We start from the raw sequence: 22,754 nt of genomic DNA on the forward strand, positions 1-22,754 counted from the left end.
GTAGGGCGTTTGGCCAGCAGCGTGTTTAACGTCTGCCAAATTGACCATTAAGCCCGATTTAATTCGGGAAGCCGCTCATGCCTTGCCGCGCCACGGCGGCGGATCGAAAAATCGCGTCGCGGCTTCGAGGAAGACCCGTTGCCGCGCGGAGCGGCCGGTGCGCGATGGCAGCAGCGCGGTCACGGGCGCGGGCGGCAGATGCCAGTCGGGCAGCAGCCTGACCAGCTTGCCGCTGGCCAGCAGCGGCGCGACGTCCCATTCGGAGCGTTCGACGATGCCGAGCCCGGCCAATGCCCAGTCGGTGATGACGGTGCCGTCGTTCGACGAAAGCGCGCCCGTGACGCGAATCACCGCCGATCGCCTGGATTCGCCCTTGCCATCGCCGGCTTGCGAGAAGCGCCAGCGCGGCACGTCCTCGTCGTTTTCGCGCAGGCACAGGCAGTCGTAGCGGGCGAGATCGGACGGATGCTCCAGTTCGTGGATGCGCCGCGCGTAACCGGGGCTCGCGCACAGGAACCGCTCGTTGGGCGCGAGCGGATAGCCGATCCACGACGACGACTTCAGGCCGCCGACATGGATGACCACGTCGGCCCCCGCCGCGCTGGTCAGCGGACTCTCCGACAAATGCAGCGAGATTTCGAGCTTCGGATGCGCGCGTTGCACGTCACGCACGATTCGCGCGACGTACTTGCGTCCGAAGCCGAACGGCGCGACGACGCGCAGCGTGCCTTGCACGTCGCTGTGATCGCCGGAGATGTTGACCGGCAGCGCCTCGACGCGCTCGAGAATCCCGACGGCTTCCTGGTACAGCCGCTGACCCTCGTCGGTCAACGCGATCCCTTTCGGCCGCCGCACGGCGAGCCGGACATTCAGTCGTGCCTCCATCCGCTGCAGGCGGATCGTGACCGCGGGCGGGGTGAGGTCGAGCAGGCGCGCGGCGGATGCCAACGAGTGCGACGCGCCGATCGCGCGCACGAGTCGAAGATCGTCGAGGTCGAGCATTTCGTGGTCTTTAATGCTGATGTTGCCTAGCATTAAACCCCACATCGCATGATGAATCCAACGACGCATGTTCGGCTATCGGCAAGTGTTTGTGGGGATCGACGTGCGGGAATGCCTGACCGGCATCGTTCACGAGCACCCTATAGCCGGCAGTCCGACGCAATCCGGCGCGGCGCGAAACCCGCGCGCCGACGCGTTCTGTCCCCCAACTTCTGCCCGGTTTGCCCGCCACAGGGCAAAATACGGGTTTTCCGCACCCGAGAGGGCGCGCCCGAATCATGCGCCGGGCGGCGGCAGTGCGCGATCGCACGCCGCCACCGGGCGCCCAGGCAAGATGCTCGCCGTGTCGCGAGCCCACAGGAGTCCAGACCCCATGCCCGAATCCAACCTGTCCTTCTTCGGCCGGCTGTCGCTGGCCGTCGGCACATTCTTTTCCGTGCTCGGCAACCGCGAGTTCGCGGCCGGTGTGCTGCGCGTGCGCGACGGCGCCTCGGCACCGGTCGCCCCGGCGCCGGTTGCGCCCGCCCCCGCCGCGGCTCCGGCTCCGGCGCCCGCGCCCGTGAAGGCCCCGGCCCCCGAGCTGCGCGAAGCGAGCCCGCAAGCCGCGCTGCAACTGCTCGGCCTGTTGCAGCGCGATGCGCGCTTCATCGACTTCGTCGAGGAAGACATCGCCGGCTATGCGGACGCCGACATCGGCGCCGCCGCACGCCTCGTGCACGACGGCTGCCGCGCTGCGCTGCGCGAGCACTTCACGATCGTGCCGGTGCGCGACGAAGCCGAAGGCAGCCGCGTGACGCTGCCGGCCGGCTTCGACGCGACGGCCGTGCGCGTGACCGGCAACGTGGTCGGTTCCGCGCCGTTCACGGGTACGGTCAGCCATCGCGGCTGGCGCGTGGCCGACGTGCGCCTGCCGAAGCTGACGGGCAGCCACGACGCATCGGTGGTGGCACCGGCGGAGGTGGAACTGTGAGCGATCCGCGTTATTCGATCGGTATCGATCTCGGTACGACCCATTGCGCGCTGTCGTACGTCGACAGTGCCGCGAGCGACGGCGAAAAGATCACGCAGCAGGTGCTGCCGATCGCGCAGCTGACCGCGCCCGGCGCGCTGGAGTCGCGCGACCTGCTGCCGTCGTTCCTCTATCTTCCGCATGAAAGCGAGCTGACGCAGGGCGACCTGACGCTGCCGTGGACGGCATCGCGCGGCTTCGCGGTCGGCGAAATGGCGCGCACCCGCGGCGCGGGCACGCCGATCCGCCTCGTCTCGAGCGCGAAGAGCTGGCTGTGCCACCCGGGCGTCGACCGCCGCGCGGCGATCCTGCCGAGCGATGCGCCGCCCGAGGTGTCGCGCGTGTCGCCGCTGGAAAGCTCGATCCGCTACCTGACGCACCTGCGCGAAGCGTGGGACCACGCGCATCCCGACGCGCCGTTCGCCGACCAGGACGTGACGGTCACGATCCCCGCGTCGTTCGACCCGGCCGCGCGCGAACTGACGGCGGAAGCCGCGCGTGCCGCCGGCTATTCGCGGATGACGCTGCTCGAGGAGCCGCAGGCGGCGCTCTACAGCTGGATCCAGAAGAGCGAAGGCGGCTGGCGCAAGCAGGTGCAGGTCGGCGACCTGATCCTGTGCGTGGACGTCGGCGGCGGCACGACCGACCTGTCGCTGATCGCGGTGGTCGAGCGCGACGGCAACCTGGAACTGCATCGCGTGGCGGTCGGCGAGCACATCCTGCTCGGCGGCGACAACATGGACCTCGCGCTCGCGCACGTGGTCGCGCGCAAGCTCGCGCAGCAGGGCACGCAGGCCGATCCGTGGCAATTGCGCGCGCTGACCTACGCATGCCGCTCCGCGAAGGAAACGCTGCTGTCCGACCCGGGCGTCGATGCGGTGCCGCTCGTCGTGCCGAGCCGCGGCTCGAAGCTGATCGGGGGCTCGATCCGCACGGAACTGACGCGCGCGGAACTCACGCAGACGATCCTCGAAGGCTTCTTCCCGCAAGTCGATGCGGCCGCGCGCCCGGTGAGCCGCGCGCGCGTCGGCCTGACGCAGCTCGGCCTGCCGTATGCGCAGGACGCGGGCATCACGCGCCATCTCGCGGCGTTCCTCGGCCGCCAGGTCGCGGCGCTCGACACGCTCGAAGGCGTGCAGCGCACGCTGCCGCAAGGCGCGACGTTCCTGCATCCGACGGCCGTGCTGTTCAACGGCGGCGTGTTCAAGTCGACGCTGCTCACGCAGCGCGTGCTCGATACGCTCAACAGCTGGCTCGCCGCCGAAGGCGCGCCGCCCGCACGCCTGCTCGAAGGCGCGGATCTCGATCTCGCGGTCGCGCGCGGCGCGGCTTACTACGGCTACGTGAAGCGCGGCCGTGGCGTGCGCATTCGCGGCGGCACGGCGCGTGCGTACTACGTTGCGATCGAGTCGGCGATGCCCGCGGTGCCGGGGCTCGAGCCGCCGGTGCAGGCGCTGTGCGTCGCGCCGTTCGGGATGGAGGAAGGCTCGGACGCGGCGCTGCCGCCGCAGGAGTTCGGCCTCGTCGTCGGCGAGCCGGTGCAGTTCCGCTTCTTCGGTTCATCGGTGCGCCGCCAGGACCAGGTCGGCACGCTGCTCGATTACTGGTCGCCGGAAGAACTTCAGGAACTCGAGGAAATCCAGGCGACGTTGCCCGCTGAAGGGCGCACGGTCGGCGAGATCGTGCCCGTGAAGCTGCATGCGCGCGTGACCGAAGCCGGCACGCTCGAACTCGAGGCGATCCCGAGCGGCACCGACGAGCGCTGGAAGGTCGAGTTCGACGTGCGCGGCGCCGCCTGAGCGCGATGAAGCGCTATACGGTCGGCATCGACCTCGGCACGAGCAACACGGTCGTCGCATACGTCGAGGCCGGCTCCGACGCGATCCGCGTGTTCGACGTCGAGCAACTCGTCGGCCCCGGCGCGGTGGCCGCGCAGCCGCTGCTGCCGTCGGTGCGCTATCACCCTGCGGCCGGCGAGCTTGCGGCGGACGCGTTGAGGTTGCCGTGGCAGGCGGCCGGCGCGCGCGACGCAGCCGCCCGTTCGGGCGGCGGCCGCGACGGCGGCGCTGGTGACGCGCTGCCGCCCGTGATCGGCCGCTATGCGCGCACGCTCGGCGCGCAGGTGCCGGGCCGGCTCGTGTCGAGTGCGAAGAGCTGGCTGTCGCACGCATCGGTCGACCGGCTCGCCGCGATCCTGCCGTGGGGCGCGGCCGACGGCGTCGACAAGGTGTCGCCGGTCGACGCGAGCGCGAGCTATCTCGCGCACGTGCGCGACGCGTGGGATGCCCGTTTTCCCGATGCGCCGCTCGCGAAGCAGGACGTGATCCTGACGGTGCCCGCGTCGTTCGACGACGGCGCGCGCGCGTTGACGGTCGAGGCCGCGCGGCGCGCGAAGCTGCCCGCGCTGCGGCTGCTGGAAGAGCCGCAGGCCGCGTTCTACGACTGGCTGTACGGCCAGCGCGAGACGTTGCGCGACACGTTCGCCGACGCGCGGCGCGTGCTGATCTGCGACGTCGGCGGCGGCACGACCGATCTCACGCTCGTCGATGTCGCACCGGGCGACGACGGCGAGCCGACCTTCACGCGCGTCGGCGTCGGCAATCACCTGATGCTCGGCGGCGACAACATGGACCTCGCGCTCGCGCGCCTGGTCGAAACGCGGCTGACCGAGCCCGGCACGCGGCTGTCGGCCGCGAGCCTGTCGCAGCTCGTCGAGCGCTGCCGTGCCGCGAAGGAGCGGCTGCTCGGCGACGACGCACCGGCGTCCGTCACCGTCACGCTGCTCGGCGCGGGCAGCAAGCTCGTCGGCGGCGCGCGTTCGGCCGAACTGACACGGCAGGAAGTCGAACAGATCGTCGTCGACGGTTTCTTTCCGCAGGTCGAGGCCGGCGAACTGCCGCGCCGCGCGCGGGCGGCAATCGTCGAATTCGGGTTGCCGTATGCGAGCGACCCGGCCGTCACGCGGCACGTCGCCGCGTTCCTGAACCGTCACGCGGAAGGCCCGCTGCCCGACACGCTGCTGCTCAACGGCGGCGTGTTCCGTGCGGGCGCGCTCGCCGGCCGTCTCGCGCAGACGCTCGGCGCGTGGCGCGGCGCGCCGCTCGACGTGCTGCACAACGCGCATCCGGACGTGGCCGTCGCGCGCGGCGCGGTGGCGTACGGCCTCGCGCGCGCCGGGCATGCGCCGCGCATCGGCGGCGGTTCCGCGCGCAGCTATTTCCTCGTGCTCGATGACGGCGCCGGCGACGCAGCCGCGCGCGGCGTCTGCCTGCTGCCGCGCGGAGCGGAAGAGGGCCGCGAGATCCGGCTCGAGGATCGTACCTTCGCACTGCAGCTCGGGCAGCCGGTGCGTTTCCACCTCGTGTCGACGGTGGCCGACACCGCGTACCGGCCCGGCGATCTCGTCGCACTCGACGGCGGCGATTTCGTGCGGCTGCCGCCCATCGCGACGGTCGTCGAGCGGCAGGCGGGCAGCGATGCGCGCGAAACGCCGGTGAAGCTCACCGCGTCGCTGACCGAGGTCGGCACGCTCGAAATGCACTGCATCGCGACCGATGACGCGGCACGCCGCTGGCGGCTCGAATTCCAGTTGCGCGGCGACGCGCCCGCACCGGGCGACGATGCGGCGCATGCGCGCCATCCGCGTCTCGATCACGCGATCGAATTGATCGAGCGCTCGTTCGGCAGCAAGGCCGCGGACGTCACGCCGAAGGACACGCGACGGTTGCGCGCGCAACTCGAACAGGTGCTCGGCCCGCGCGAAGAGTGGGACGTCGCGCTCGCGCGCGAGCTGTTCGACGCGCTGCTTGCGCGGGCGCGGCGGCGCCGTCGCTCGGCCGATCACGAACGCGCGTGGCTGAACCTCGCCGGTTATTGCCTGCGCCCGGGCTTCGGCCATCCGCTCGACGCATGGCGCATCGAGCAGCTGTGGCCGCTGTTCGACGACGGCATTCAATACGTGAACGACGGGCAGGTGTGGTCGGAGTGGTGGACGCTGTGGCGGCGCGTGGCCGGCGGCCTCGACGACGATGCGCAGACGCAGGTGCGCGACGCGATCGCGTTCCTCGAACCGTCCGACGACAAGCGGCACAAGCTGCCGTTCGATCCGGGCAAGGTGGGCCCGGCCGACATGACGCGGCTGTCCGCGTCGCTCGAACGATTGCCCGTCGAGCGCAAGGTCGAGCTGGCCGAGCGCCTGATCGCGCAATTGCAGAAGCCGGCCGAGCGCGCGTTGTGTGCGTGGGCGCTCGGGCGCATCGGCGCGCGCCGGCCGTTCTACGGCAGCGCGCACAGCGTCGTGCCTGCGGAAGTCGCCAACGGCTGGCTCGACGCGCTGTTCGCGCTCGACTGGAAGCAGGTCGAGCCGGCCGCGTTCGCGGCTGCGCAGATTGCCCGGATGACGGGCGACCGTTCACGCGACCTGCCGGACGATACGCGCGACGCGGTGATCAAGCGTCTGTCGGCCGCGAATGCGTCGGCGGCTTGGATCGACATGGTGCGCGAAGCGATCGCGTTCGACGAAGCCGACACGGCGCGTGTGTTCGGCGAAACGCTGCCGGCCGGGTTGAAGCTGCTGGCCGGGTGAGTGGCGCGGCGGGCTCCGGTATCGTTCGGATGCCGGAGCATTTCGTGGCGTTGCCGATGCGGGCTGACGCTCGCCGAATCAATGCCCATCGAACAAAAAAACGGCTGCCGTTGCATCGCATCGGCAGCCGTTTGCGCTTTGTGAGCCTGCCGGTCAGATTTGCGGCGTCGTCTCGTGCGGCAATGCGGCCGACTGCACGGCAATCGCATCCGGCGCCGCCGCCCGCCGCGCGAGATGAATCCCCGCCAGCATACAGCGCACCGATCCGCCGGCCAGTTCGATCGTCGGCACGTCGAGCGGCAGCAGCCGTGCCGAGCGCTCGATCACCGCACGCTGGTCAGGTGTGAGGCAATCAAATGCGCGTCGCGACAGCGCAAGCACACGCCCGTTGCTTCCCGACAATTCCAGCGTATTGCCCGCGAAATTCGCGATCTGCGACTGATCGAGTGCGATCACCGCACGTCCCGTTTCGGTCAGGCGTTGCGCGATCTCGATGCGGCGCCGGCCGTCGGCGATCAGGTCGAGGCCGACCATCGCGAACTCCGTCGCGACGCTCATCATCACGTTCGTGTGATAGATCGGGCGCCCGTCGGCATCGGCCGTATCGAAGCAGATCGGCTCGAAATTGAAATGCGTGCAGAAGCGTTCGAGCGCGACCGGATCGGCACGGCGCGACCGCGCGGTATATGCGATCCGCGCGACGTGGTCGAGCACCATCGCGCCGGTGCCTTCGAGGAACACGTCGTCGTATTCGAGACCCGAATAGTCGATCACGTCCTGCACGCGATACTCGGCCTTCAGCATTTCGACGATGTCCGCACGCCGCTCGCGGCGGCGGTTCGGGCTGTGCATCGGATACAGCGCGACGTGGCCGCCCGGATGCGTCGAGAACCAGTTGTTCGGGAACACGGAATCGGGCGTGTCGCGCTCGCCGTGGTCGTCGAACACGTGCACGCGCACGCCCGCATCGGCGAGCGTCTGCGCGGCGGCCGTGACTTCGTCGCGTGCGGCGGCCGACACCGACGACGTGCCGATCGAGCCGCTGCCGGCCGTGCGCTGGAACGCGTTGTCGGCCGCGGTCTGCGGGTTCGGCAGGAAACGGTGCGGCCGGATCATCACGACGGCGGCCGGCGCCTGGATCGATACGAGATTCATGGAAGACAGGAGCGAAAGGCAGGGAGCCGGGCTGCGCACGGGCCGCCCGGCGATGACGGTCAGCGCGCGATTGCGGCGACGGCTTCGGTGACGAACGCCGCGTGACGCTGCGCGATGGCGGCCGGGTCGTCGATCAGCGCGAACAGATTCTTCGGGTCGACGGCCGGCGGAATCAGCGCGATCTCGACACCGGCGTTGTGCTGCTGCGCGAGCGCGTACAGGTAGCGCAGCGCCGAATAATCCTCGAGCGCGAAGCCGACCGAGTCGAACACGGTCACTTCGTCCGCGCGTTCGCGGCCGGTCGTTTCGCGTTGCAGGACCCGCCACAGCTCGGTGACGGGGAAGTCGGCCGGCATCTGCTGGATCTCGCCTTCGATGCGCGACTGCGGCTCGAATTCGACGAACACGCGGCCCGCCTGCAGCACGCCCGCTTCGAGCTCGGTCTTGCCGGGGCAATCGCCGCCGACCGCGTTCAGGTGCATGCCGGGCTCGATCATGTCGGCCGTGACGATCGTCGCGTACGCCTTGTCGGCGGTGACGGTCGTCACGATGTCGGCGCCGCGCACGGCGTCGGCGGTCGATGCGGCGCGCACGACGCGCAATTCAGGGTACGCGGCGAGGTTCTGCACGAGCTTGTCGGTCGCGAGCGGATCGACGTCGAACACGCGGATTTCGTCGATGCCGAGCAGCGTGTGGAACGCGATCGCCTGGAATTCGCTCTGCGCGCCGTTGCCGATCAGTGTCATCGTGCGCGAGTCGGGCCGGGCGAGCACCTGCGCGGCGAGCACCGACGTGGCGGCCGTGCGCAGCGCGGTCGTCAGCGTGAGTTCGGCGAGCAGCAGCGGGTAGCCGGTATCGACTTCGGCGAGCGCGCCGAATGCCATCACCGTGTGCATCCCGCGCGCCGCGTTGACGGGGTGGCCGTTCACATATTTGAACGCGAACAGCGACGCGTTCGCGACGGGCATCAGTTCGATCACGCCGTCGCGCGAGTGGCATGCGACGCGCGGCGACTTGTCGAAATCGGCCCACTGCAGGTAATCGGCGCGCAGCGTGTCGACGAGTTCGCGCAGGAACGTCGTGACGCCGGTTTTGGCGATCAGGCGGGCGGTGGCGGGAACGTCGAGGAAGCGAGTCATCGGTCTGTCTCCATTGTCTTTGCCGGTACGGGTGTCCTGGCATTCCGGTCGACCGGGCGATGCTTCGGTGCGGGCTTGCTGAAAAGCGGCGGCACGGCGTATTCGGCCGGTCGATGGAGTCATTATTTCCGGGAGTCGAGCCAACAAAAAGACGGCAAAAGTGGCAGATTTATCGATAGACTTGTCAAAATGCCAGCCATATCCGGCAGTTTGCCAGTTTCGTGCTGGTCGGAATGCGCAGCCTCCGGCACGCTGGCGGCCGGTTCACGCTCAACAGGAAGGCCCCTTCATGATTACGCTCGACGACGTCGACCGGCAGCTCATCGCGCTGCTGCGCGACAACGCGCGACTGCCCGTCGTCGCCCTGGCGAAGGAATTGCGCGTCGCGCGCGCGACCGTGCAGAACCGGCTGACGCGGCTGGAGAAAAACGGCGTGATCGTTGGTTATACGGTGCGGCTCAAGCCGGCGGCCGAACGGCACCGGATCCGCGCGCTGATGTCGATCGCGGTGCAGGGCAATCGCGGCGCCGAGGTGGTGAAGGTGCTGCGCGGGCATCCGAACGTCGCGTCGATCCACAGCACCAACGGCCGCTGGGATCTCGTCGCCGAGCTGCATGCCGATTCGCTCGAGCATTTCGATCGCGTGCTCGGCGCGATCCGGCTGATCGACGGCATCGCGAGCACCGAGACGAGCATTCTGCTGTCGACGCACAAGGCATGACGCGCGCCGGGCGGTCGGCATGAAGCGACCGCGCGTGAAAGGCCGGCGCCTGTCGATTCCCGTCAGCCGAACGCGTCGACGCGCGCCCGCCAGTCGCTTCGCGAAAACGACTCCGTCAGAAACTCGACGAACGCGCGCACCTTCGGTGGCGTGAGGCGCGCGTGCGCGTAGTACACGCAGATCGTGCCGGCCGTCGCCGGATAGCGGGTGAGCACGCGCACGAGCCGGCCGTCGTCGAGATAGGGCAGCACATGATGCGCGCCGAGCCGCGCGAGCCCCATGCCTGCCACGGCCGCATCGCAGATGGCATCCAGGTCGGTCAGCACGACGCGTCCGTCGATCGGGACCGTCACCGTTTCGCCCTTCACCGTGAACGCCCAGTCGCGCACGCGGCCCGTCGTCGCAGAGCGCAACCGGATGCAGTCGTGGCGCGACAGCTCGGCGAGCGTCGCCGGTTCGCCGTGCTTCGCCAGATATGCGGGCGATGCGACCGTCAGCAACCGGATCGGCACCAGTTCGCGCGCGACGACGTTTGCGTCGTCCTCGACGCCCGAGCCGATCGCGGCGTCGAAGCCTTCCTTCACCAGATCGACGTGGCGGTTCTCGAGGCTCCAGTCGAGCCGGAGGTCCGGAAAGCGTTCGAGGAACGCCGGCATCAGCGGCAACACGTACTGGCGCCCGAACCCCGGCGCGATGCTGATGCGCAGCGTGCCGGCGGGGCGCGCGTCGCGCTCGGTCAGGGTCGCCATCGCCTGGCTCAGCGCGTTGGCCGCCGCCGACGTTTCGGCGTACAGCCGTTCGCCGGCCTCCGTCAGCGTGAGGCTGCGCGTCGTGCGGCGGAACAGCCGCGTGCCGAGGCTGCGCTCCAGTTTCGCGACATGCTTGCTGACGGCCGCAGGCGTGACGCCCAGCCGGCTGGCCGCCGCGGAGAAACTGCCGGCTTCCACGGTCCGGAGAAAGCTTTCCAGCACACGCAGATCGTTCATGACGATTCAATCTAAATCGTTGAAATTAATTCGACACATTATGGACTATTCGGCATGAATGAGCGCGACTAGGATGAGGTCCGTCGTGTCGTGTTCCGCGGACCGGCGGCGCATCATCAGCTATCCGTGACGCAGGCGAACAGGCGCGGAGCCGCTTGCGCGCCGGCGCGGCGGCGATGGCGGCTTCGTATGTCGAGGCGGTCGTCGCGGCCCGGCAATGCGGCGCGAATTCCATTTGCGATCAGGAGGCATCATGTCCCACACCATTCTCGTGACCGGCGCGACCGGGAACATCGGGCGCGAACTCGTCGCGCAACTGAAGGCGGCCGGCGCGCATGTGATCGCCAGCTCGAACAGCGGCAGGGCGGTCGAAGGCGTCGAAACGCGTCGCGCGAATCTTGCCGACGCCGCGAGCCTCGCGCATGCGTTCCAGGGCATCGACACGCTGTTCCTGCTGCTGCCGCTGCAGGCCGACATGGTGACGCTGGCCGGCAATGCGGTTGCGGCGGCCCGGGCAGCCGGCGTCAAGCACATCGTCCGCTCGTCGGGCGCGGGTGCCGACGCCGCGTCGCCGGTCGCGATCGGGCGCGTGCAAGGCGAGATCGACCGGCTCGTGATGGAGTCGGGCATCTCATACACGATCACGCGGCCCAACTGCTTCATGCAGAACTTCGTCACGTACTACGCGGGCATGATTCGCGACGGCGCACTGTATCTGCCGCAGGGCGACGGGAAGGTGTCGTTCGTCGACGTGCGCGACATCGCCGCCGTCAATGCGACGATCCTGCGGCACCCGGCCGATCATGCTGGCCGGATCTACGAGCTGACGGGCGGCGAAGCACTGTCGAACGCAGATGTGGCCGCACGGATCGGCACGGCGCTCGGTCGCAAGGTCGCGTACGTGCCGGTGACGGACGATGCGGCGATCGAATCCATGCGCGCCGCGGGTGCCGACGCGTGGTCGATCGATGTGCTGATGAGCCTGAACCGGATGATCGCGGCCGGCCACGCGGCGGCCGTCAGCGCCGACGTGCAGACGCTGCTCGGGCGGGCGCCGATCGCGTTCGAGCGGTTCGTTGCGGATTACGCCGATAGCTGGCGCTGAGCGGCGGCGACGCCGCGCAGGTGCGGCGGCATGCGTAATACACGTCGGATTCGCGCGTTCGGTGTCGGCGGCGGATGGCGCGATCGACGAACACGTGCGCGATGCGTATCCGGGCGGGGAGGCGGTGGCGGTGGAGTCGGCGTGGCTCATCGGTGGCAAACACATGATGCCCAGCGGCTCATGAGTTGAAGCAAGTGCCCCGATCGACCGTGAGCCGGGTTTAACCGGCCTATGCCCGCGTCGCGCCCATCCTCGCCGCCCTCGGAAACGTCATCACCACCGCGAACCCGCCGGCATCCGGAAACGCGAACCCGATGCGCCCGCCGTGCGCCTTCATCACTTCCTGCACGATCGCGAGCCCGAGCCCCGACCCGGTTCGACGCTCGCTGCCGTCCGGCGCGATCCGGACGAACGGCTGCAATGCCGCCTCCCAATGCTCGCGCGGAATCCCCCGCCCGTTGTCGGTGACGGTCAGCGTCACCGCTTGATCCGCGTTGCCCGCGCTGGTGACCGACACGACGATATCGTCTGCATGCCCATGCAGCAGCGCGTTGTGCAGCACGTTCGACAACGCCTCTTGCAGACTGATCGCATCGCCGTCGATCCACGCGTGCGGGGCGTCGCTCGCGAACGCGACGGCCACATCGCGCGTGTCCGCGAGCGGAATCGTGCGGCCGAGCACGTCCTTCGCGAGCGCGACGAGGTCGACGGGTTGCAGCGGCACGACCTCGGTGCGATGAATCACCATCGCATGATTGAGCAACTGCCCCGTGAGGCGGCCGACGTCCGCGCTGGTTGCGCGCAGCGCGTCGAGGCGTGCCGCATGACGCGCGGGATCGGATTCGCCGTCGAGCAATTCAATCTGCGCGTCGAGCCGCGCGAGCGGCGTGCGCATCTGGTGCGCGGCGTCGGCGATGAAGCGCTGCATTGCGTTGATGCGCTCGGCCAGGCGGTGTATCAACCCGTTGATCGAGCCGATGATCGCGTCGATTTCGCTCGGCGTATCGACGGCCACGGGCCGCAGGTCGGCCGGGTCGCGCGCGGCGATGAGCGTGCCGATCTGCGCGAGCGGCCGCAGGCCGCGCCGGATCGCGAGGCCGCTCGCGCCGATCGCGAGCACGCTCATCAGCACGATCAGCGTCCACACCTTGATGCTCATGTCGTTCGTGAGCTGCTGGCGCGCGTTGGTGGTTTGCGCAACGGTCACGAGCGCCCAGCCGGGCGTGCTTTCCTCGGGCATGTAACGCGCGATGGTCGCCGTGCGGATCCGGTGCCCCTGGTAGACGGCGTTCGCGAACGCGGGGCCCTGCTTCGCGGCGGCGAGCGTCGCGGGGCTCGCGAGATCGTTGTAGCCGGCCACGACGACGCCGCGCGAATCGACGACCTTGTAGTAGACGAGGTCGTAACGCGACAGCGTCGACAGCGCGGCGACGGGCGGGTTCAGCGCCAGCACGCCGCCTTGCACGTAGAGGTTCTCCGCGACCTGGATCGACGCGCCGGCGAGCAACTGGTCGTACGCGCGTTCGGCCGCGACGCCCGCGTAGTAGCGCGCGATCGCCGCGAGCGCGAGCGCGCCGGTCGCGACGACGAGCGCGATGAACAGCAGCGTGCGCCCGAACAGTGTCTTCGGGAACCAGTCAATGCGCGGCAATCTGATACCCCATCCCGCGCGCGGTGCGAATCTCGACCGAGCTGCCCTGCAGCTTCTTGCGCACGCGTGTCACGTACTGCTCGACCGCGTTCGCGGTCGGCTCGTTGCCGAAGCTGAACAGCTGGTTCAGCAGTTCGTCCTTGGAGAAGATCCGCTGCGGGCGGCTTGCGAGAATCTCGAGCAGCGCGAATTCCTGGCGCGACAGCGACAGCGGCTGGCCGTCGAGTTCGGCAAGCCGGCTGCTGCGGTCGATCACGAGGCCGCCGAGCGTCAGCACGTCATTCGCATGGCCGCTGTTACGGCGCAGCAGCGCCTGCACGCGCGCATCGAGCTCGCGGTAGTCGAACGGCTTCACGAGGTAGTCGTCGGCGCCGAGGCCCAGGCCGCTCACTCGGTCGTCGATCGCGGAACGCGCGGTAACGAGCAGCACCGGCGTCGTGCTGCCCGACGCGCGCAGGTTGCGCAGCACCGAGAAGCCGTCGAGGCCGGGCAAGTTCGCATCGAGCACGACGAGGTCGAAGCGCTCGATGCGCAGCAATCCGTTCGCGGTCGAGCCGTCGGTTTCGAGATCGACGGCATGGCCGAGCCGCGCGAGGCGGCTGTGGATCGCCGCGCCGATTTCGGCGTCGTCCTCCACGACGAGAATGCGCATGGTGCCGTTTGCAGGTAGATGGGTTAGGGGTTTTCCCGAGGCCGGGATGTCAGCATTTTCTCAGACTCGCTCGATAACCTGTGTTCAGCCGGAACGAGCGATGACGGCATTAATACCAGAGGAGACGGCAACATGCAGCATGTCACGGGCACGACGAAGGCGCGGCCGAATGCACGGCGAAGCCTGACGCGGGCTGCCGCGTCGTCGCTTGCCGCACGCGGTACGCAGGCGTGCGCATGACGACGTCGCCACGCCGCCGCGCGTTGCTCGCCGCCGGCCTCGGCATGCTTGCCGCACCGTCGCTGGTGCGCGCGAAGCCGCGCACGGTGCGGATCTCGAAGGGCTACGGCGTGCTGTACCTGCCGCTGCTCGTGATGGAGAAGCAGCGCTTGTTCGAGCAGCACGCGGCGCGGCACGGCGTGCGCGAGGTCGCGGTCGACTGGATGCTGCTCGACGGCGGCAATTCCGTCAACGACGCGATGATGGCCGGCACGCTCGATTTCGCGGGCGCCGGCGCGCCGGGCTTCATCGAGCTGTGGGCGCGGGCACGGGGGATTCCGAACGTCGAGGTGATCGGCATCAGCGGATTGTCCACGACGTCGCTGTCGCTCAATGCGAATCGGCCGGGTCTTGGGTCGCTGCGCGACTTCACGCCGTCCGACCGGATCGCCGTACCGGGCATTCGCACGTCGCTGTCGGCGGTCGTGCTGCAGATGGTCGCGAGCCGCCAGCTCGGCGCGAAGCATTTCGCGCAACTCGATTCGATCACCGTGAACCTGCCGCATCCGCAGGCGATGCAGGCGCTGATCCGCCGCGAGAACGGCGTCACGGCGCACTTCACGTCGCCGCCGTTCTCGACCCTCGAGTTGCGGCAGCCGGGCATTCATCGCGTCGTGAATTCGGTCGACGTGCTCGGCCCGCTGACGCTCGACGTCGTGTTCGCGCCGAAGCGGCTCGTCGATACGGAACCCGCGCTGGCCTCGGCATTTCTCGGCGCGCTCGACGAAGCGAACCGCCTGATCGCGCAGGACCCGCGCGCGGCGGCCGCGCTGTATGCGGCCTCGTCGGGTGTCGGCGTATCGCACGACGACGTGATGCAGATGCTCGCCGCGCCGGACACGCGTTTCTCGGTGCGGCCGAACCAGCTGATGGACTACGTCGAATTCCTGTATCTCGCCGGCACGATCAAGGCGAAGCCGCGCGCGTGGCACGAGATGTTCGCGCCGATGCTCGACGACTACCGGACCGGCTGATCGCCGCCGTCCGTCGCCGGACCCCGATTTCATCGAACACCCCCGCGCCAGCGCGCGCATCGCGCACGGCGCCGATTCAACCGACAAGCAACCGATTCACGGAGGAGCCCGCAGTGAATACCACCGAAACCCTGGACCCCGCGTCCGCCGAAGAGCAGCGCATCATGTCGAAGATGGCGCGGCGCCTGCTGCCCATCCTCGTCGTGATGTTCCTGATCGCGTTCATCGACCGGCAGAACGTCGGCTTCGCGAAATTGCAGATGGTGCACAGCCTCGGGATGACCGAGGCCGCGTTCGGTCTCGCGTCGTCGCTGTTCTTCATCGGCTACCTGCTGTTCGAGGTGCCGAGCACGCTCGCGCTGCATCGCTATGGCGCACGCGTGTGGCTTGCGCGGATCATGCTGACGTGGGGCCTCATCACCGTGCTGATGGGCTTCACGACGTCGATGCCCGCGTTCTGTTCGCTGCGCTTCCTGCTCGGGATCGCGGAGGCCGGCTTCTATCCGGGCGTGATCTATTACCTGACGCTGTGGTTTCCGCAGAGCTACCGCGCGAAGGTGCTCGGCATCTTCACGCTGGGCAGCGCGCTCGCGAACATGCTTGGCTCGCTGGTCGGCGGCGTGCTGCTGGGCCTGAACGGCGTGTGGGGGCTCGCGGGCTGGCAGTGGGTGTTCGTGGCGACGGGCATCCCGGCCGTCATCGTCGCGATCGTCGTGTTTCGCGTGCTGCCGGCGTCGTTCCGCGATGCGCCGTTCCTCGACGAACGCGAGAAGCAGATCGTCGCGGCCGCGCTCGAACGCGAGAAGCCGGCGCAGGCCGAGCACGCGCAGCCGTGGAAGGCGCTACTCGATCCGCGCGTGATGCTGTTCGCGGCGACCTACATGCTGATGTCGACGTCGTTGTACGGCGTCACGTACTGGCTGCCGACGATCGTCAAGTCGTTCGGCGTGTCGAGCAGCACGAACGGCTTGTTGAGCATGCTGCCGTGGGCGCTCGCGGTATTGCTGCTGCTGTGGCTGCCGTCGAAGCTGCGCCGCGCCAAGAGCATCCTGCGCACGATCGCGATCGTCGCGGCGCTCGGTGCGCTCGGCTTCCTGCTGAGCCTCGTGCTGCCGTCGACGCCGCTGCGCTTCATCGCGCTCGTGCTCGGCGGCGCGTGCATCCCGCTGCTGTATCCGTGCTTCTGGTCGATGCCGCCGCGCTACTTCACCGGCGCGCGTGCGGCGGCGAGCGTCGCGGCGATCAACTCGATCGGCAACCTCGGCGGCTTCTTCAGCCAGAACCTGATGCCGTTCGCGGGCAAGGTGACGGGCACCGCGTTCGGCCCGATGATCGTGCCGATCGTGTGCCTCGCGCTGCTCGGGATCGGTGCGCTGGTCGCGTGGTCGCGCTCGGAGCGGGCGATGTCCAGACCCAACCTGGGACGATGCTGAAAGCCGCACGCGCGGCGATGGAAACCGATTAGGCGAGCGGCGGCGATCGACGAAAACGTTCGAACAACTCACCATCCTCACCGTTCGTCATCGGCGGGAAAGGACCACGACTGACCCCCGCAGCGGCATTCCGCCGCTGCGTCTTCACCCTTACGTCTCCGTCCGCGACGCCCCCGGTGCTTCATGCGCGATCGCCACATGCGCCGATGCCACCGGAATGTCCACTTCCACCGTCGTTCCCTCGCCGAGCGTCGTATCGATCCGCAGCGTGCCGCCGACGAGATACGCGCGCTCGCGCAAACCAACCAGCCCGAACGATCCCGACTTGCGCGGCGCACCGGGATCGAATCCCGCACCGTCGTCTCGAATCGTCAGCGTGATCGTCTCGTCACGATAAGCGAGCGCCACGGTCGCGCTCGACGCGGACGCGTGCCGCGCGACGTTCGCGAGCGCTTCCTGCGCGATGCGGAACACGGCCGTCGCATACGGTTCGTCGAGCTGCAATTCACCCGGCTCGACGTGCAGCGCGCACGCCATGCCGTGTCGGTGCCGGAAATCCTCCACGAGCCATTGCATCGCGGCCGCAAACCCGAGGTCGTCGAGCATCAGCGGGCGCAGGTCCGACGCGATGCGCCGCGTGGCCGTCACCGCGCCGCGGGCGAGCGCATGCATCGCCGCGATCTTGCGCGCCAGCGTCGCATCGTCCTGCGGCACGCGGTCGAGCAGCCATTCGAGATCGTTCTTCAGCGTCGCGAGCGTCTGCGCGAGTTCGTCGTGCAGTTCGCGTGCGATGCGGCGCTGTTCGGCCTCGCGTGCGCTCGCGCTGATCGCCGCGATCTCGCGCAGCTCCTCGCGCGACGCCTGCAGCGCCCGCTCCGCGCGCACGCGCTCCTCGACTTCGCGCCGCAGGTCACGGTTCGACGCGCTCAACTGCGCGGTGCGGGCCGCGACACGCTGCTCGAGCCGTTCGTTCGCCTCGTTGAGCTGCGCGCTCTTCTGCACGACGAGCAGGTGCTGATAGCGCGCGCCGGCCAGCGCGCGCACCGTCTGCGCATGCAGGCGGCCGTTCTCGAACAGCAGCGCGAACAGCACGACGCCGGATGCGACGAGCCCGTAGGTCCGCCCGGCGTAGAAGCCGAGGTCGAAGCGTCCGTGGTTCAGCATCGACGACAGCGCGATGTCGAACAGCCAAGCGACGACCACGATCATCACCCACAGGTCGAGCACGGAATGTTGGCGCCGCTGCCGCCACATCAGCACGAGTGCGGCAAGATTCAGCGCCCAGACGACCGCGATCGCGTTCGTCATCGTCGAGGCCATCCGGTTGCCCTGCATGATGCGAGGCAGCAGGTCGTGGCCGGCGGTCGCGAGCAGTGCGAGCGCGCCGGTCGCGCCGGCTGTCAGGACGATGCAAAGCAGGAGCGGAATCGCCGCGCGGCGCCGCTCGAGCGACGGCGGCTGCGCGCGCGGGGCCGCGCGCAGCAGCGCGTACGCGGCGACCGCCAGCGGAAAGCCGCCATGCCAGAACAGATAAAGCCACGCGGTGGTCTGTTCACCCGCGCCGAGCAGGCCCGTCGGCGCGAACAGCCCCGGAAAGGTCAGCATGTGGGTGCCGGCCATGAAGCCCGTGAACAGGTAGCCGCAGGCGAGCGCGAGCAGCGATTTCTCGCGCAGGATCGCGTACTGGCCGAGCAGCAGGCCGGCCGTCACCATGTCGTTGACGACGATCGCCGACTGGTACACGGGGATGAAGCCCAACACGTGGGCAAGCGGCATGCCGGCGAACGGCGCGAGGGCGACGAAGATCATCGCCGACACGACGACTGTCGCAATCGCGAGCCGCCGCTCGCGCCGGTCGGGCGGCAGCGACGACATGAACAGGCGCGACGGCTCCGACGCGTCGTCGTCATCGGCCGCGGCCGGGCGGAAGCGCAATGCGGGCATCATGCGTCGTCGATGCCGAGATCGAGATCGTGGCGCATCGCGTAGCGCACCAGCGCGGCTTCGTGCGGCAGCTCCATCTTCTCGAGGATGCGCGTCTTGTAGGTGCTGACCGTCTTCGCGCTCAGCGTGAGGTCCGCCGCGATCCGCGTGACCGTCTGGCCCGCGACGATGCGGCGCATCACGTCGAGTTCGCGCTCGGACAACCGCTCGTGCGGCAGGATTTCGGACGGCGCGCGCATCGTGTGCGCGAGGCTTTCGGCCGCCGACGCGCTCACGTACACGCCACCGGCCGCGACCTTGGTGACGGCCTGGACGAGTTCGGCGGTCGCGCTGTCCTTCGTCAGGTAGCCGGTCGCGCCGGCCTTGAACGTGCGCGCCGCGTACTGCGTTTCCGCATGCATCGTCAGCACCAGCATGCGCAGCGATGGCACCTGCGTCTTGACCAGCCGGATCAGCTCGATACCGGTCGGCGCGGGCATCGACAGGTCGAGCAGCAGCACGTCGGCGGCGCAACGCTCGGCCAGCGCGAGCGTGGCCGCGCCGTCGCTCGCCTCGCCGACGATCTCGAAACCGCCGGCCGTTTCCAGGATGTGACGCAGTCCGTCCCGCATGACTGCGTGATCGTCAGCCAGAATTACCCTGATCATCTAGCGGCCCTCTTTTGGATGATTCGGCGGCGGTTCTTCTGATCAATATATGCCGCCGAATCGGGAAGTGGTGCGCCCGCGGGACATTTTTGAGACATCTGGGGGTCGAATGTGTCTTGAAGCGAAATAATCGTCGCGAATTGGTACGGGCGGTAGGGGCAGACAGGGAGGGTATTCCCGAGGAGTCGTCACGGCCGGGCGGACGGCGTGCCTCGCGGCCCACCCTGATTCAGGGATAAACTGGTGCCCGATTGCATCGTCCAGACCCGAGGAGCCGCCACGATGATCGCTCTTGCCGACATCCTGCCGTCCGCGTTGCCCGCCGCCGTCGCGTGGGCCGACGCGCAGGCGGCTCACGGGCTCGCGCGGGGCGTGCCGCTGACGCCCGCGCAGGCCGACGACGCGCGTACCGTGGGCGTCGCGCAACCGGAGCGCATCCGCGTCGTGGTCGCCGACCGGCTGCCGTTCCCCGACACGCCGGCGCTGGGCGCGATTGCGCGCGACACCGGCCTGCTGTCGCCGGGGACGATCGGCCTCACGCTCGGCCATGCGGTGTTCGTGCTGCGCGGCCACGACACGCGACGCCTGCTCACGCACGAATTCCGCCATGTGCATCAGTACGAGGAAGCCGGGTCGATCGGCGCGTTTCTCGCGCGCTATCTGCACGAGATCGCGACCGTCGGCTACCACGACGCGCCGCTCGAGGCCGACGCGCGGCAGCACGAGTTCGACTGACGCCGCCAGCCGGCGCGAACGCGCACACACGCCAATGAACCCTCCTCATGCCATCGCCGGCCCGATGCGGACCCGTCGCGCCGCCACGCCGCGCGGCCCGCGATGAGCGACACGATCCACGCGTGGCTCAGTGCGATTGGCGCGCACCCGGCGCTGGTGCTGGCGATCGTGTTCGCCACGGCCTGTGCCGAGGCGATCGCGTTGATCGGCACGGTCGTGCCGGCCGGTGCCGTGATGTTCGCGGCCGGCACGCTGATTGGCGCGGGCGCGCTCGACGGCTGGACGGCCATCGGCGTCGCGGCCGCCGGCGCGATCGTCGGCGACGGGATCAGCTACGAGCTCGGACGCCACTACCGCGGCGCGATCCGGAATGGATGGGTCCGGCTGGGCTACGCGGATGCGTATGCGCGCGGCGAACTGTTCGTGCTGCGCCACGGCACGAAGAGCATCGTGCTCGCGCGCTTCCTGGCGCCCGTGCGCGCGGTCGTGCCGGTGGTCGTGGGGTGCGCGACGCTGCCGCGCCGGTCGTTCTATCCGGTCAACGTCGTGTCGGCGCTGATCTGGGCGCCGGTGCATATCGCGCCGGGCATCCTGTTCGGCGCGTCGGCGGTGCTGGCCGCCGCGATCAGCGTGCGGGTCGCCGCGATTCTGCTGGTGGTCGCCGCGCTGGTCGCGCTCGTGTGGATCGGCGTGCGTGTCGCGCTGCGGCGCGGCTGGCCGCTGCTGCGCCGCGCGCTCGTCGCGGCCATGTACGCGTGCGTGCGCCGCTGGCCGCGGTTCGGCGCGCGGGTGCACGACATGTTTGTGCGTGTGCGCCGGCTGCCGGGCGCGGTGCCCGTGTTCGCGCTGCTGTTCGTCGGCTGCGTGTGGCTGTTTGCCGGCATCGTGCAGGACGTCGTCGCGAACGATCCGCTGATGCACGCCGACATCGCGCTGTATGCGTTCCTGCAGAACCTGCGCACGCCGCCCGTGGATGCCGCGATGCGCGCGCTCGCGGTGCTGCACGGACACGATACCGGGCTGATCGTCGCGGCCGCGTTTCTCGTCTGGCTGATGATCCATCGCTGCTGGGTGACGTCCGCATGGTGGCTCGCGACGGTCGGCATCGCGGTCGTGCTCGTGCCGGCGTTCGGCGCCGGCTTGCCCGGCACGATGCCCGCGAACTTGCCGCCCGGCGCGCTGCACGTGCCGCTGCCCGACGCCGATGCGGCGTTCGCGATGCTCGCGAGCAGCGGCATCGGCTGGGTGCTCACGCGCGACCGGCCCGCGCTGTGGCGCATCCCGGTCGTGACGGCGGTCGTGCTGTGGATCGTGCTCGGTGGTTTCGCGCGGCTGTACGTCGGCGATACGTGGCTGTCGGGCTTGCTCGGCGGCTGGAGCCTCGGGCTTGCTTGGTTCGCGATGCTGGCGGGCGCCTATTCGTACTGGCGCGTGCGCGAGCACGTGCAGCCGCGGGGCGCCCTCGTCGCGGTGCTCGTCGTGCTCGCGACGACCGGCGTCTGGACCGTGCCCGCGCAATGGCAGCTCGATCGGGCGGCGCGTCCGCACGTGGGCGACGTCGTCGCGATGACCGTCGATCAGTGGCTGCGGGGCGGGTGGCAGCGCGTGCCGACGCGGCGCTCCGAGATCGGCGGCGATCGCGAGGAATATCTGCCGCTGCAATGGTGCGCGACGTCGGATACGCTCGATCGCCATCTGTCGCTGGCCGGCTGGCAGCGCGCGACGCCGTGGTCGCCCGCCACGGCACTGCGCTGGCTGCTGCCGCAGGCGCCGGCCGATGCGCTGCCCGTGCTGCCGCGCTACACGCATGGCCAAAGTACGCGCCGGGTGTTCGTGCGTGTCGATCCGGCCCGTCCGGACAGCCGCCTCGTATTGCGGCTTTGGCGTTATCCGTATGTGCTGCAGGATGCGCTCGGCACGCGGCCGCTGTGGTACGGCGCGCTGTATCGCGAGACGCTGCATCGGCCCGCGCGACTGATGACGATCGTGCGCACGACGACCGTCAACGATGCGGCGACGATCGCGCAGGCGCTGGAGATCGAGCCGACGATCGAACAGCCGCCGGCGGGGATGAGCGCGGCGCCGGCCGCGATGCTGCTCGTGTGGATGGTGCAGCCTTGAAGCGCGTGCGCGAACAGCCTTGCATTCGATCGCGCGCATTCCCCAATCCCTTCACGAGAGAACCCACATGATCACGATTCGCCCGATGACCGAAGACGATTTCCCCCGCTTCTGGCCCACGTACCACGCGATCGTCGCTGCGCAGGAAACCTATGCATTCGATCCGGCGGCGACGCAGGAGGCCGCTCGCGCGCTGTGGCTCGACGCGCCGCTCTGCACGTGGGTCGCCGAGGAGGATGGCGTGCTGCTCGGCTCGTACTACCTGAAGGCGAACGCGGCCGGGCCCGGCAATCATGTGTGCAACTGCGGGTATATGGTTGGCGAGGCCGCGCGCGGCAAGGGCGTCGCCCGCCTGATGTGCGAGCACTCGCAGCAGGTGGCGCGCGAACGCGGCTTTCTCGCAATGCAGTTCAATTCGGTGGTCGCGACGAACGAGGTAGCGGTCGCGCTGTGGCAGAAGCTCGGCTTCGAGATCGTCGGCCGCTTGCCGCGCGCGTATCGCCACGCGCGGCTCGGCTTCGTCGATTGCCTGGTGATGTACAAGTGGCTCGGCGGCACGGCGGCCGCCGAAGCCTGATTCGACAGTCAGACGGCGAACGCGCCGTCGAACACGATT

Annotated in this window: 18 protein-coding genes; 10 read left to right on the plus strand and 8 right to left on the minus strand. The window is 69.2% G+C overall.

Annotated elements, in window-relative coordinates; genetic code table 11:
* Positions 1-75 precede the first annotated feature (75 nt).
* On the minus strand, positions 76-1,002 hold the full coding sequence (locus tag WS75_RS14760) for a LysR family transcriptional regulator (RefSeq protein ID WP_156429783.1): 927 nt from the start codon (positions 1,000-1,002) through the stop codon (positions 76-78).
* Positions 1,003-1,375: 373 nt separating this feature from the next.
* Here WS75_RS14760 and WS75_RS14765 point away from each other — a divergent pair, with 373 nt between their 5' ends.
* The 3 genes from WS75_RS14765 to WS75_RS14775 are packed head-to-tail and all read left to right on the plus strand — an operon-like array spanning position 1,376 to position 6,596.
* The gene (locus tag WS75_RS14765; RefSeq protein ID WP_059681138.1) at positions 1,376-1,972 is read left to right on the plus strand and encodes a DUF2760 domain-containing protein; all 597 of its coding nucleotides are present in this window, start codon (positions 1,376-1,378) and stop codon (positions 1,970-1,972) included.
* Positions 1,969-3,810: an Hsp70 family protein gene (locus WS75_RS14770; protein WP_059681139.1), complete on the plus strand. Its 1,842-nt coding sequence runs from the start codon at positions 1,969-1,971 to the stop codon at positions 3,808-3,810. The genes WS75_RS14765 and WS75_RS14770 overlap by 4 nt, the downstream gene beginning before the upstream one ends.
* 5 nt (positions 3,811-3,815) lie before the next feature.
* Positions 3,816-6,596 carry an Hsp70 family protein gene (locus WS75_RS14775; RefSeq protein ID WP_059681140.1) on the plus strand — a complete coding sequence of 927 codons (2,781 nt, stop codon included), beginning with the start codon at positions 3,816-3,818 and terminating at the stop codon, positions 6,594-6,596.
* A gap of 153 nt (positions 6,597-6,749) precedes the next feature.
* Here the strand turns inward: WS75_RS14775 and ctlX are convergent, their stop codons facing one another.
* Both ctlX and WS75_RS14785 read right to left on the minus strand, forming a co-directional pair.
* A complete protein-coding gene (gene ctlX / locus WS75_RS14780; protein ID WP_059681141.1) occupies positions 6,750-7,751 on the minus strand; it encodes a citrulline utilization hydrolase CtlX in 1,002 nt (333 codons plus the stop codon).
* A 59-nt stretch (positions 7,752-7,810) separates the two neighbouring features.
* A complete protein-coding gene (locus WS75_RS14785) occupies positions 7,811-8,890 on the minus strand; it encodes an ornithine cyclodeaminase (RefSeq protein WP_059681142.1) in 1,080 nt (359 codons plus the stop codon).
* A gap of 289 nt (positions 8,891-9,179) precedes the next feature.
* On the opposite strand from WS75_RS14785, the gene WS75_RS14790 reads away from it, so the two are divergent.
* Positions 9,180-9,611 (plus strand): Lrp/AsnC family transcriptional regulator, encoded by a 432-nt coding sequence (locus WS75_RS14790; RefSeq protein ID WP_006753967.1) that lies wholly within the window; start codon positions 9,180-9,182, stop codon positions 9,609-9,611.
* Positions 9,612-9,673: 62 nt separating this feature from the next.
* Here WS75_RS14790 and WS75_RS14795 read toward each other — a convergent pair whose 3' ends face one another.
* A complete protein-coding gene (locus tag WS75_RS14795) occupies positions 9,674-10,597 on the minus strand; it encodes a LysR family transcriptional regulator (protein ID WP_059681143.1) in 924 nt (307 codons plus the stop codon).
* Between the two features lie 253 nt (positions 10,598-10,850).
* On the opposite strand from WS75_RS14795, the gene WS75_RS14800 reads away from it, so the two are divergent.
* Positions 10,851-11,702 (plus strand): SDR family oxidoreductase, encoded by an 852-nt coding sequence (locus WS75_RS14800; protein ID WP_059681144.1) that lies wholly within the window; start codon positions 10,851-10,853, stop codon positions 11,700-11,702.
* A gap of 229 nt (positions 11,703-11,931) precedes the next feature.
* Here WS75_RS14800 and WS75_RS14805 read toward each other — a convergent pair whose 3' ends face one another.
* Complete coding sequence (locus tag WS75_RS14805) at positions 11,932-13,353, minus strand: sensor histidine kinase (RefSeq protein ID WP_059681145.1); 1,422 nt, start codon at positions 13,351-13,353, stop codon at positions 11,932-11,934.
* Entirely contained in the window at positions 13,340-14,005 is a 666-nt protein-coding gene (locus tag WS75_RS14810; protein WP_059681146.1) for a response regulator transcription factor, read from the minus strand. Before WS75_RS14810 ends, WS75_RS14805 begins: the two co-directional genes overlap by 14 nt.
* Positions 14,006-14,241: 236 nt before the next feature.
* On the opposite strand from WS75_RS14810, the gene WS75_RS14815 reads away from it, so the two are divergent.
* Positions 14,242-15,258 (plus strand): ABC transporter substrate-binding protein, encoded by a 1,017-nt coding sequence (locus WS75_RS14815; protein WP_059681147.1) that lies wholly within the window; start codon positions 14,242-14,244, stop codon positions 15,256-15,258.
* A gap of 113 nt (positions 15,259-15,371) precedes the next feature.
* Positions 15,372-16,691, plus strand: a complete 1,320-nt coding sequence (locus tag WS75_RS14820; RefSeq protein ID WP_059681148.1) for an MFS transporter — start codon at positions 15,372-15,374, stop codon at positions 16,689-16,691.
* A gap of 150 nt (positions 16,692-16,841) precedes the next feature.
* Here WS75_RS14820 and WS75_RS14825 read toward each other — a convergent pair whose 3' ends face one another.
* Both WS75_RS14825 and WS75_RS14830 read right to left on the minus strand, forming a co-directional pair.
* Positions 16,842-18,638 carry a sensor histidine kinase gene (locus WS75_RS14825; protein ID WP_059681149.1) on the minus strand — a complete coding sequence of 599 codons (1,797 nt, stop codon included), beginning with the start codon at positions 18,636-18,638 and terminating at the stop codon, positions 16,842-16,844.
* Positions 18,635-19,282: a response regulator gene (locus WS75_RS14830; RefSeq protein ID WP_059681150.1), complete on the minus strand. Its 648-nt coding sequence runs from the start codon at positions 19,280-19,282 to the stop codon at positions 18,635-18,637. Before WS75_RS14830 ends, WS75_RS14825 begins: the two co-directional genes overlap by 4 nt.
* A gap of 282 nt (positions 19,283-19,564) precedes the next feature.
* On the opposite strand from WS75_RS14830, the gene WS75_RS14835 reads away from it, so the two are divergent.
* The 3 genes from WS75_RS14835 to WS75_RS14845 all read left to right on the plus strand — a co-directional run bounded on the left by WS75_RS14835 (position 19,565) and on the right by WS75_RS14845 (position 22,715).
* Positions 19,565-20,017: a hypothetical protein gene (locus tag WS75_RS14835; RefSeq protein WP_059681151.1), complete on the plus strand. Its 453-nt coding sequence runs from the start codon at positions 19,565-19,567 to the stop codon at positions 20,015-20,017.
* 102 nt (positions 20,018-20,119) lie between these two features.
* Positions 20,120-22,138: an LssY C-terminal domain-containing protein gene (locus WS75_RS14840; RefSeq protein ID WP_059681152.1), complete on the plus strand. Its 2,019-nt coding sequence runs from the start codon at positions 20,120-20,122 to the stop codon at positions 22,136-22,138.
* Between the two features lie 67 nt (positions 22,139-22,205).
* Complete coding sequence (locus tag WS75_RS14845) at positions 22,206-22,715, plus strand: GNAT family N-acetyltransferase (RefSeq protein ID WP_059681153.1); 510 nt, start codon at positions 22,206-22,208, stop codon at positions 22,713-22,715.
* Positions 22,716-22,754: the final 39 nt, after the last annotated feature.

It is taken from the genome of Burkholderia sp. FL-7-2-10-S1-D7 (assembly GCF_001524185.1).
Lineage (GTDB): Bacteria > Pseudomonadota > Gammaproteobacteria > Burkholderiales > Burkholderiaceae > Burkholderia > Burkholderia diffusa.

Bases quoted from the DNA above. Each gene is read 5' to 3' on its own strand.
- WS75_RS14830 (WP_059681150.1), bottom strand. From the start codon at position 19,282: ATGATCAGGGTAATTCTGGCTGACGATCACGCAGTCATGCGGGACGGA.
- ctlX (WP_059681141.1), bottom strand. From the start codon at position 7,751: ATGAATCTCGTATCGATCCAGGCGCCGGCCGCCGTCGTGATGATCCGG.
- WS75_RS14825 (WP_059681149.1), bottom strand. From the start codon at position 18,638: ATGATGCCCGCATTGCGCTTCCGCCCGGCCGCGGCCGATGACGACGAC.
- WS75_RS14815 (WP_059681147.1), top strand. From the start codon at position 14,242: ATGACGACGTCGCCACGCCGCCGCGCGTTGCTCGCCGCCGGCCTCGGC.
- WS75_RS14800 (WP_059681144.1), top strand. From the start codon at position 10,851: ATGTCCCACACCATTCTCGTGACCGGCGCGACCGGGAACATCGGGCGC.
- WS75_RS14795 (WP_059681143.1), bottom strand. From the start codon at position 10,597: ATGAACGATCTGCGTGTGCTGGAAAGCTTTCTCCGGACCGTGGAAGCC.
- WS75_RS14775 (WP_059681140.1), top strand. From the start codon at position 3,816: ATGAAGCGCTATACGGTCGGCATCGACCTCGGCACGAGCAACACGGTC.
- WS75_RS14760 (WP_156429783.1), bottom strand. From the start codon at position 1,002: ATGCTCGACCTCGACGATCTTCGACTCGTGCGCGCGATCGGCGCGTCG.
- WS75_RS14810 (WP_059681146.1), bottom strand. From the start codon at position 14,005: ATGCGCATTCTCGTCGTGGAGGACGACGCCGAAATCGGCGCGGCGATC.
- WS75_RS14785 (WP_059681142.1), bottom strand. From the start codon at position 8,890: ATGACTCGCTTCCTCGACGTTCCCGCCACCGCCCGCCTGATCGCCAAA.
- WS75_RS14840 (WP_059681152.1), top strand. From the start codon at position 20,120: ATGAGCGACACGATCCACGCGTGGCTCAGTGCGATTGGCGCGCACCCG.
- WS75_RS14835 (WP_059681151.1), top strand. From the start codon at position 19,565: ATGATCGCTCTTGCCGACATCCTGCCGTCCGCGTTGCCCGCCGCCGTC.
- WS75_RS14845 (WP_059681153.1), top strand. From the start codon at position 22,206: ATGATCACGATTCGCCCGATGACCGAAGACGATTTCCCCCGCTTCTGG.
- WS75_RS14765 (WP_059681138.1), top strand. From the start codon at position 1,376: ATGCCCGAATCCAACCTGTCCTTCTTCGGCCGGCTGTCGCTGGCCGTC.
- WS75_RS14790 (WP_006753967.1), top strand. From the start codon at position 9,180: ATGATTACGCTCGACGACGTCGACCGGCAGCTCATCGCGCTGCTGCGC.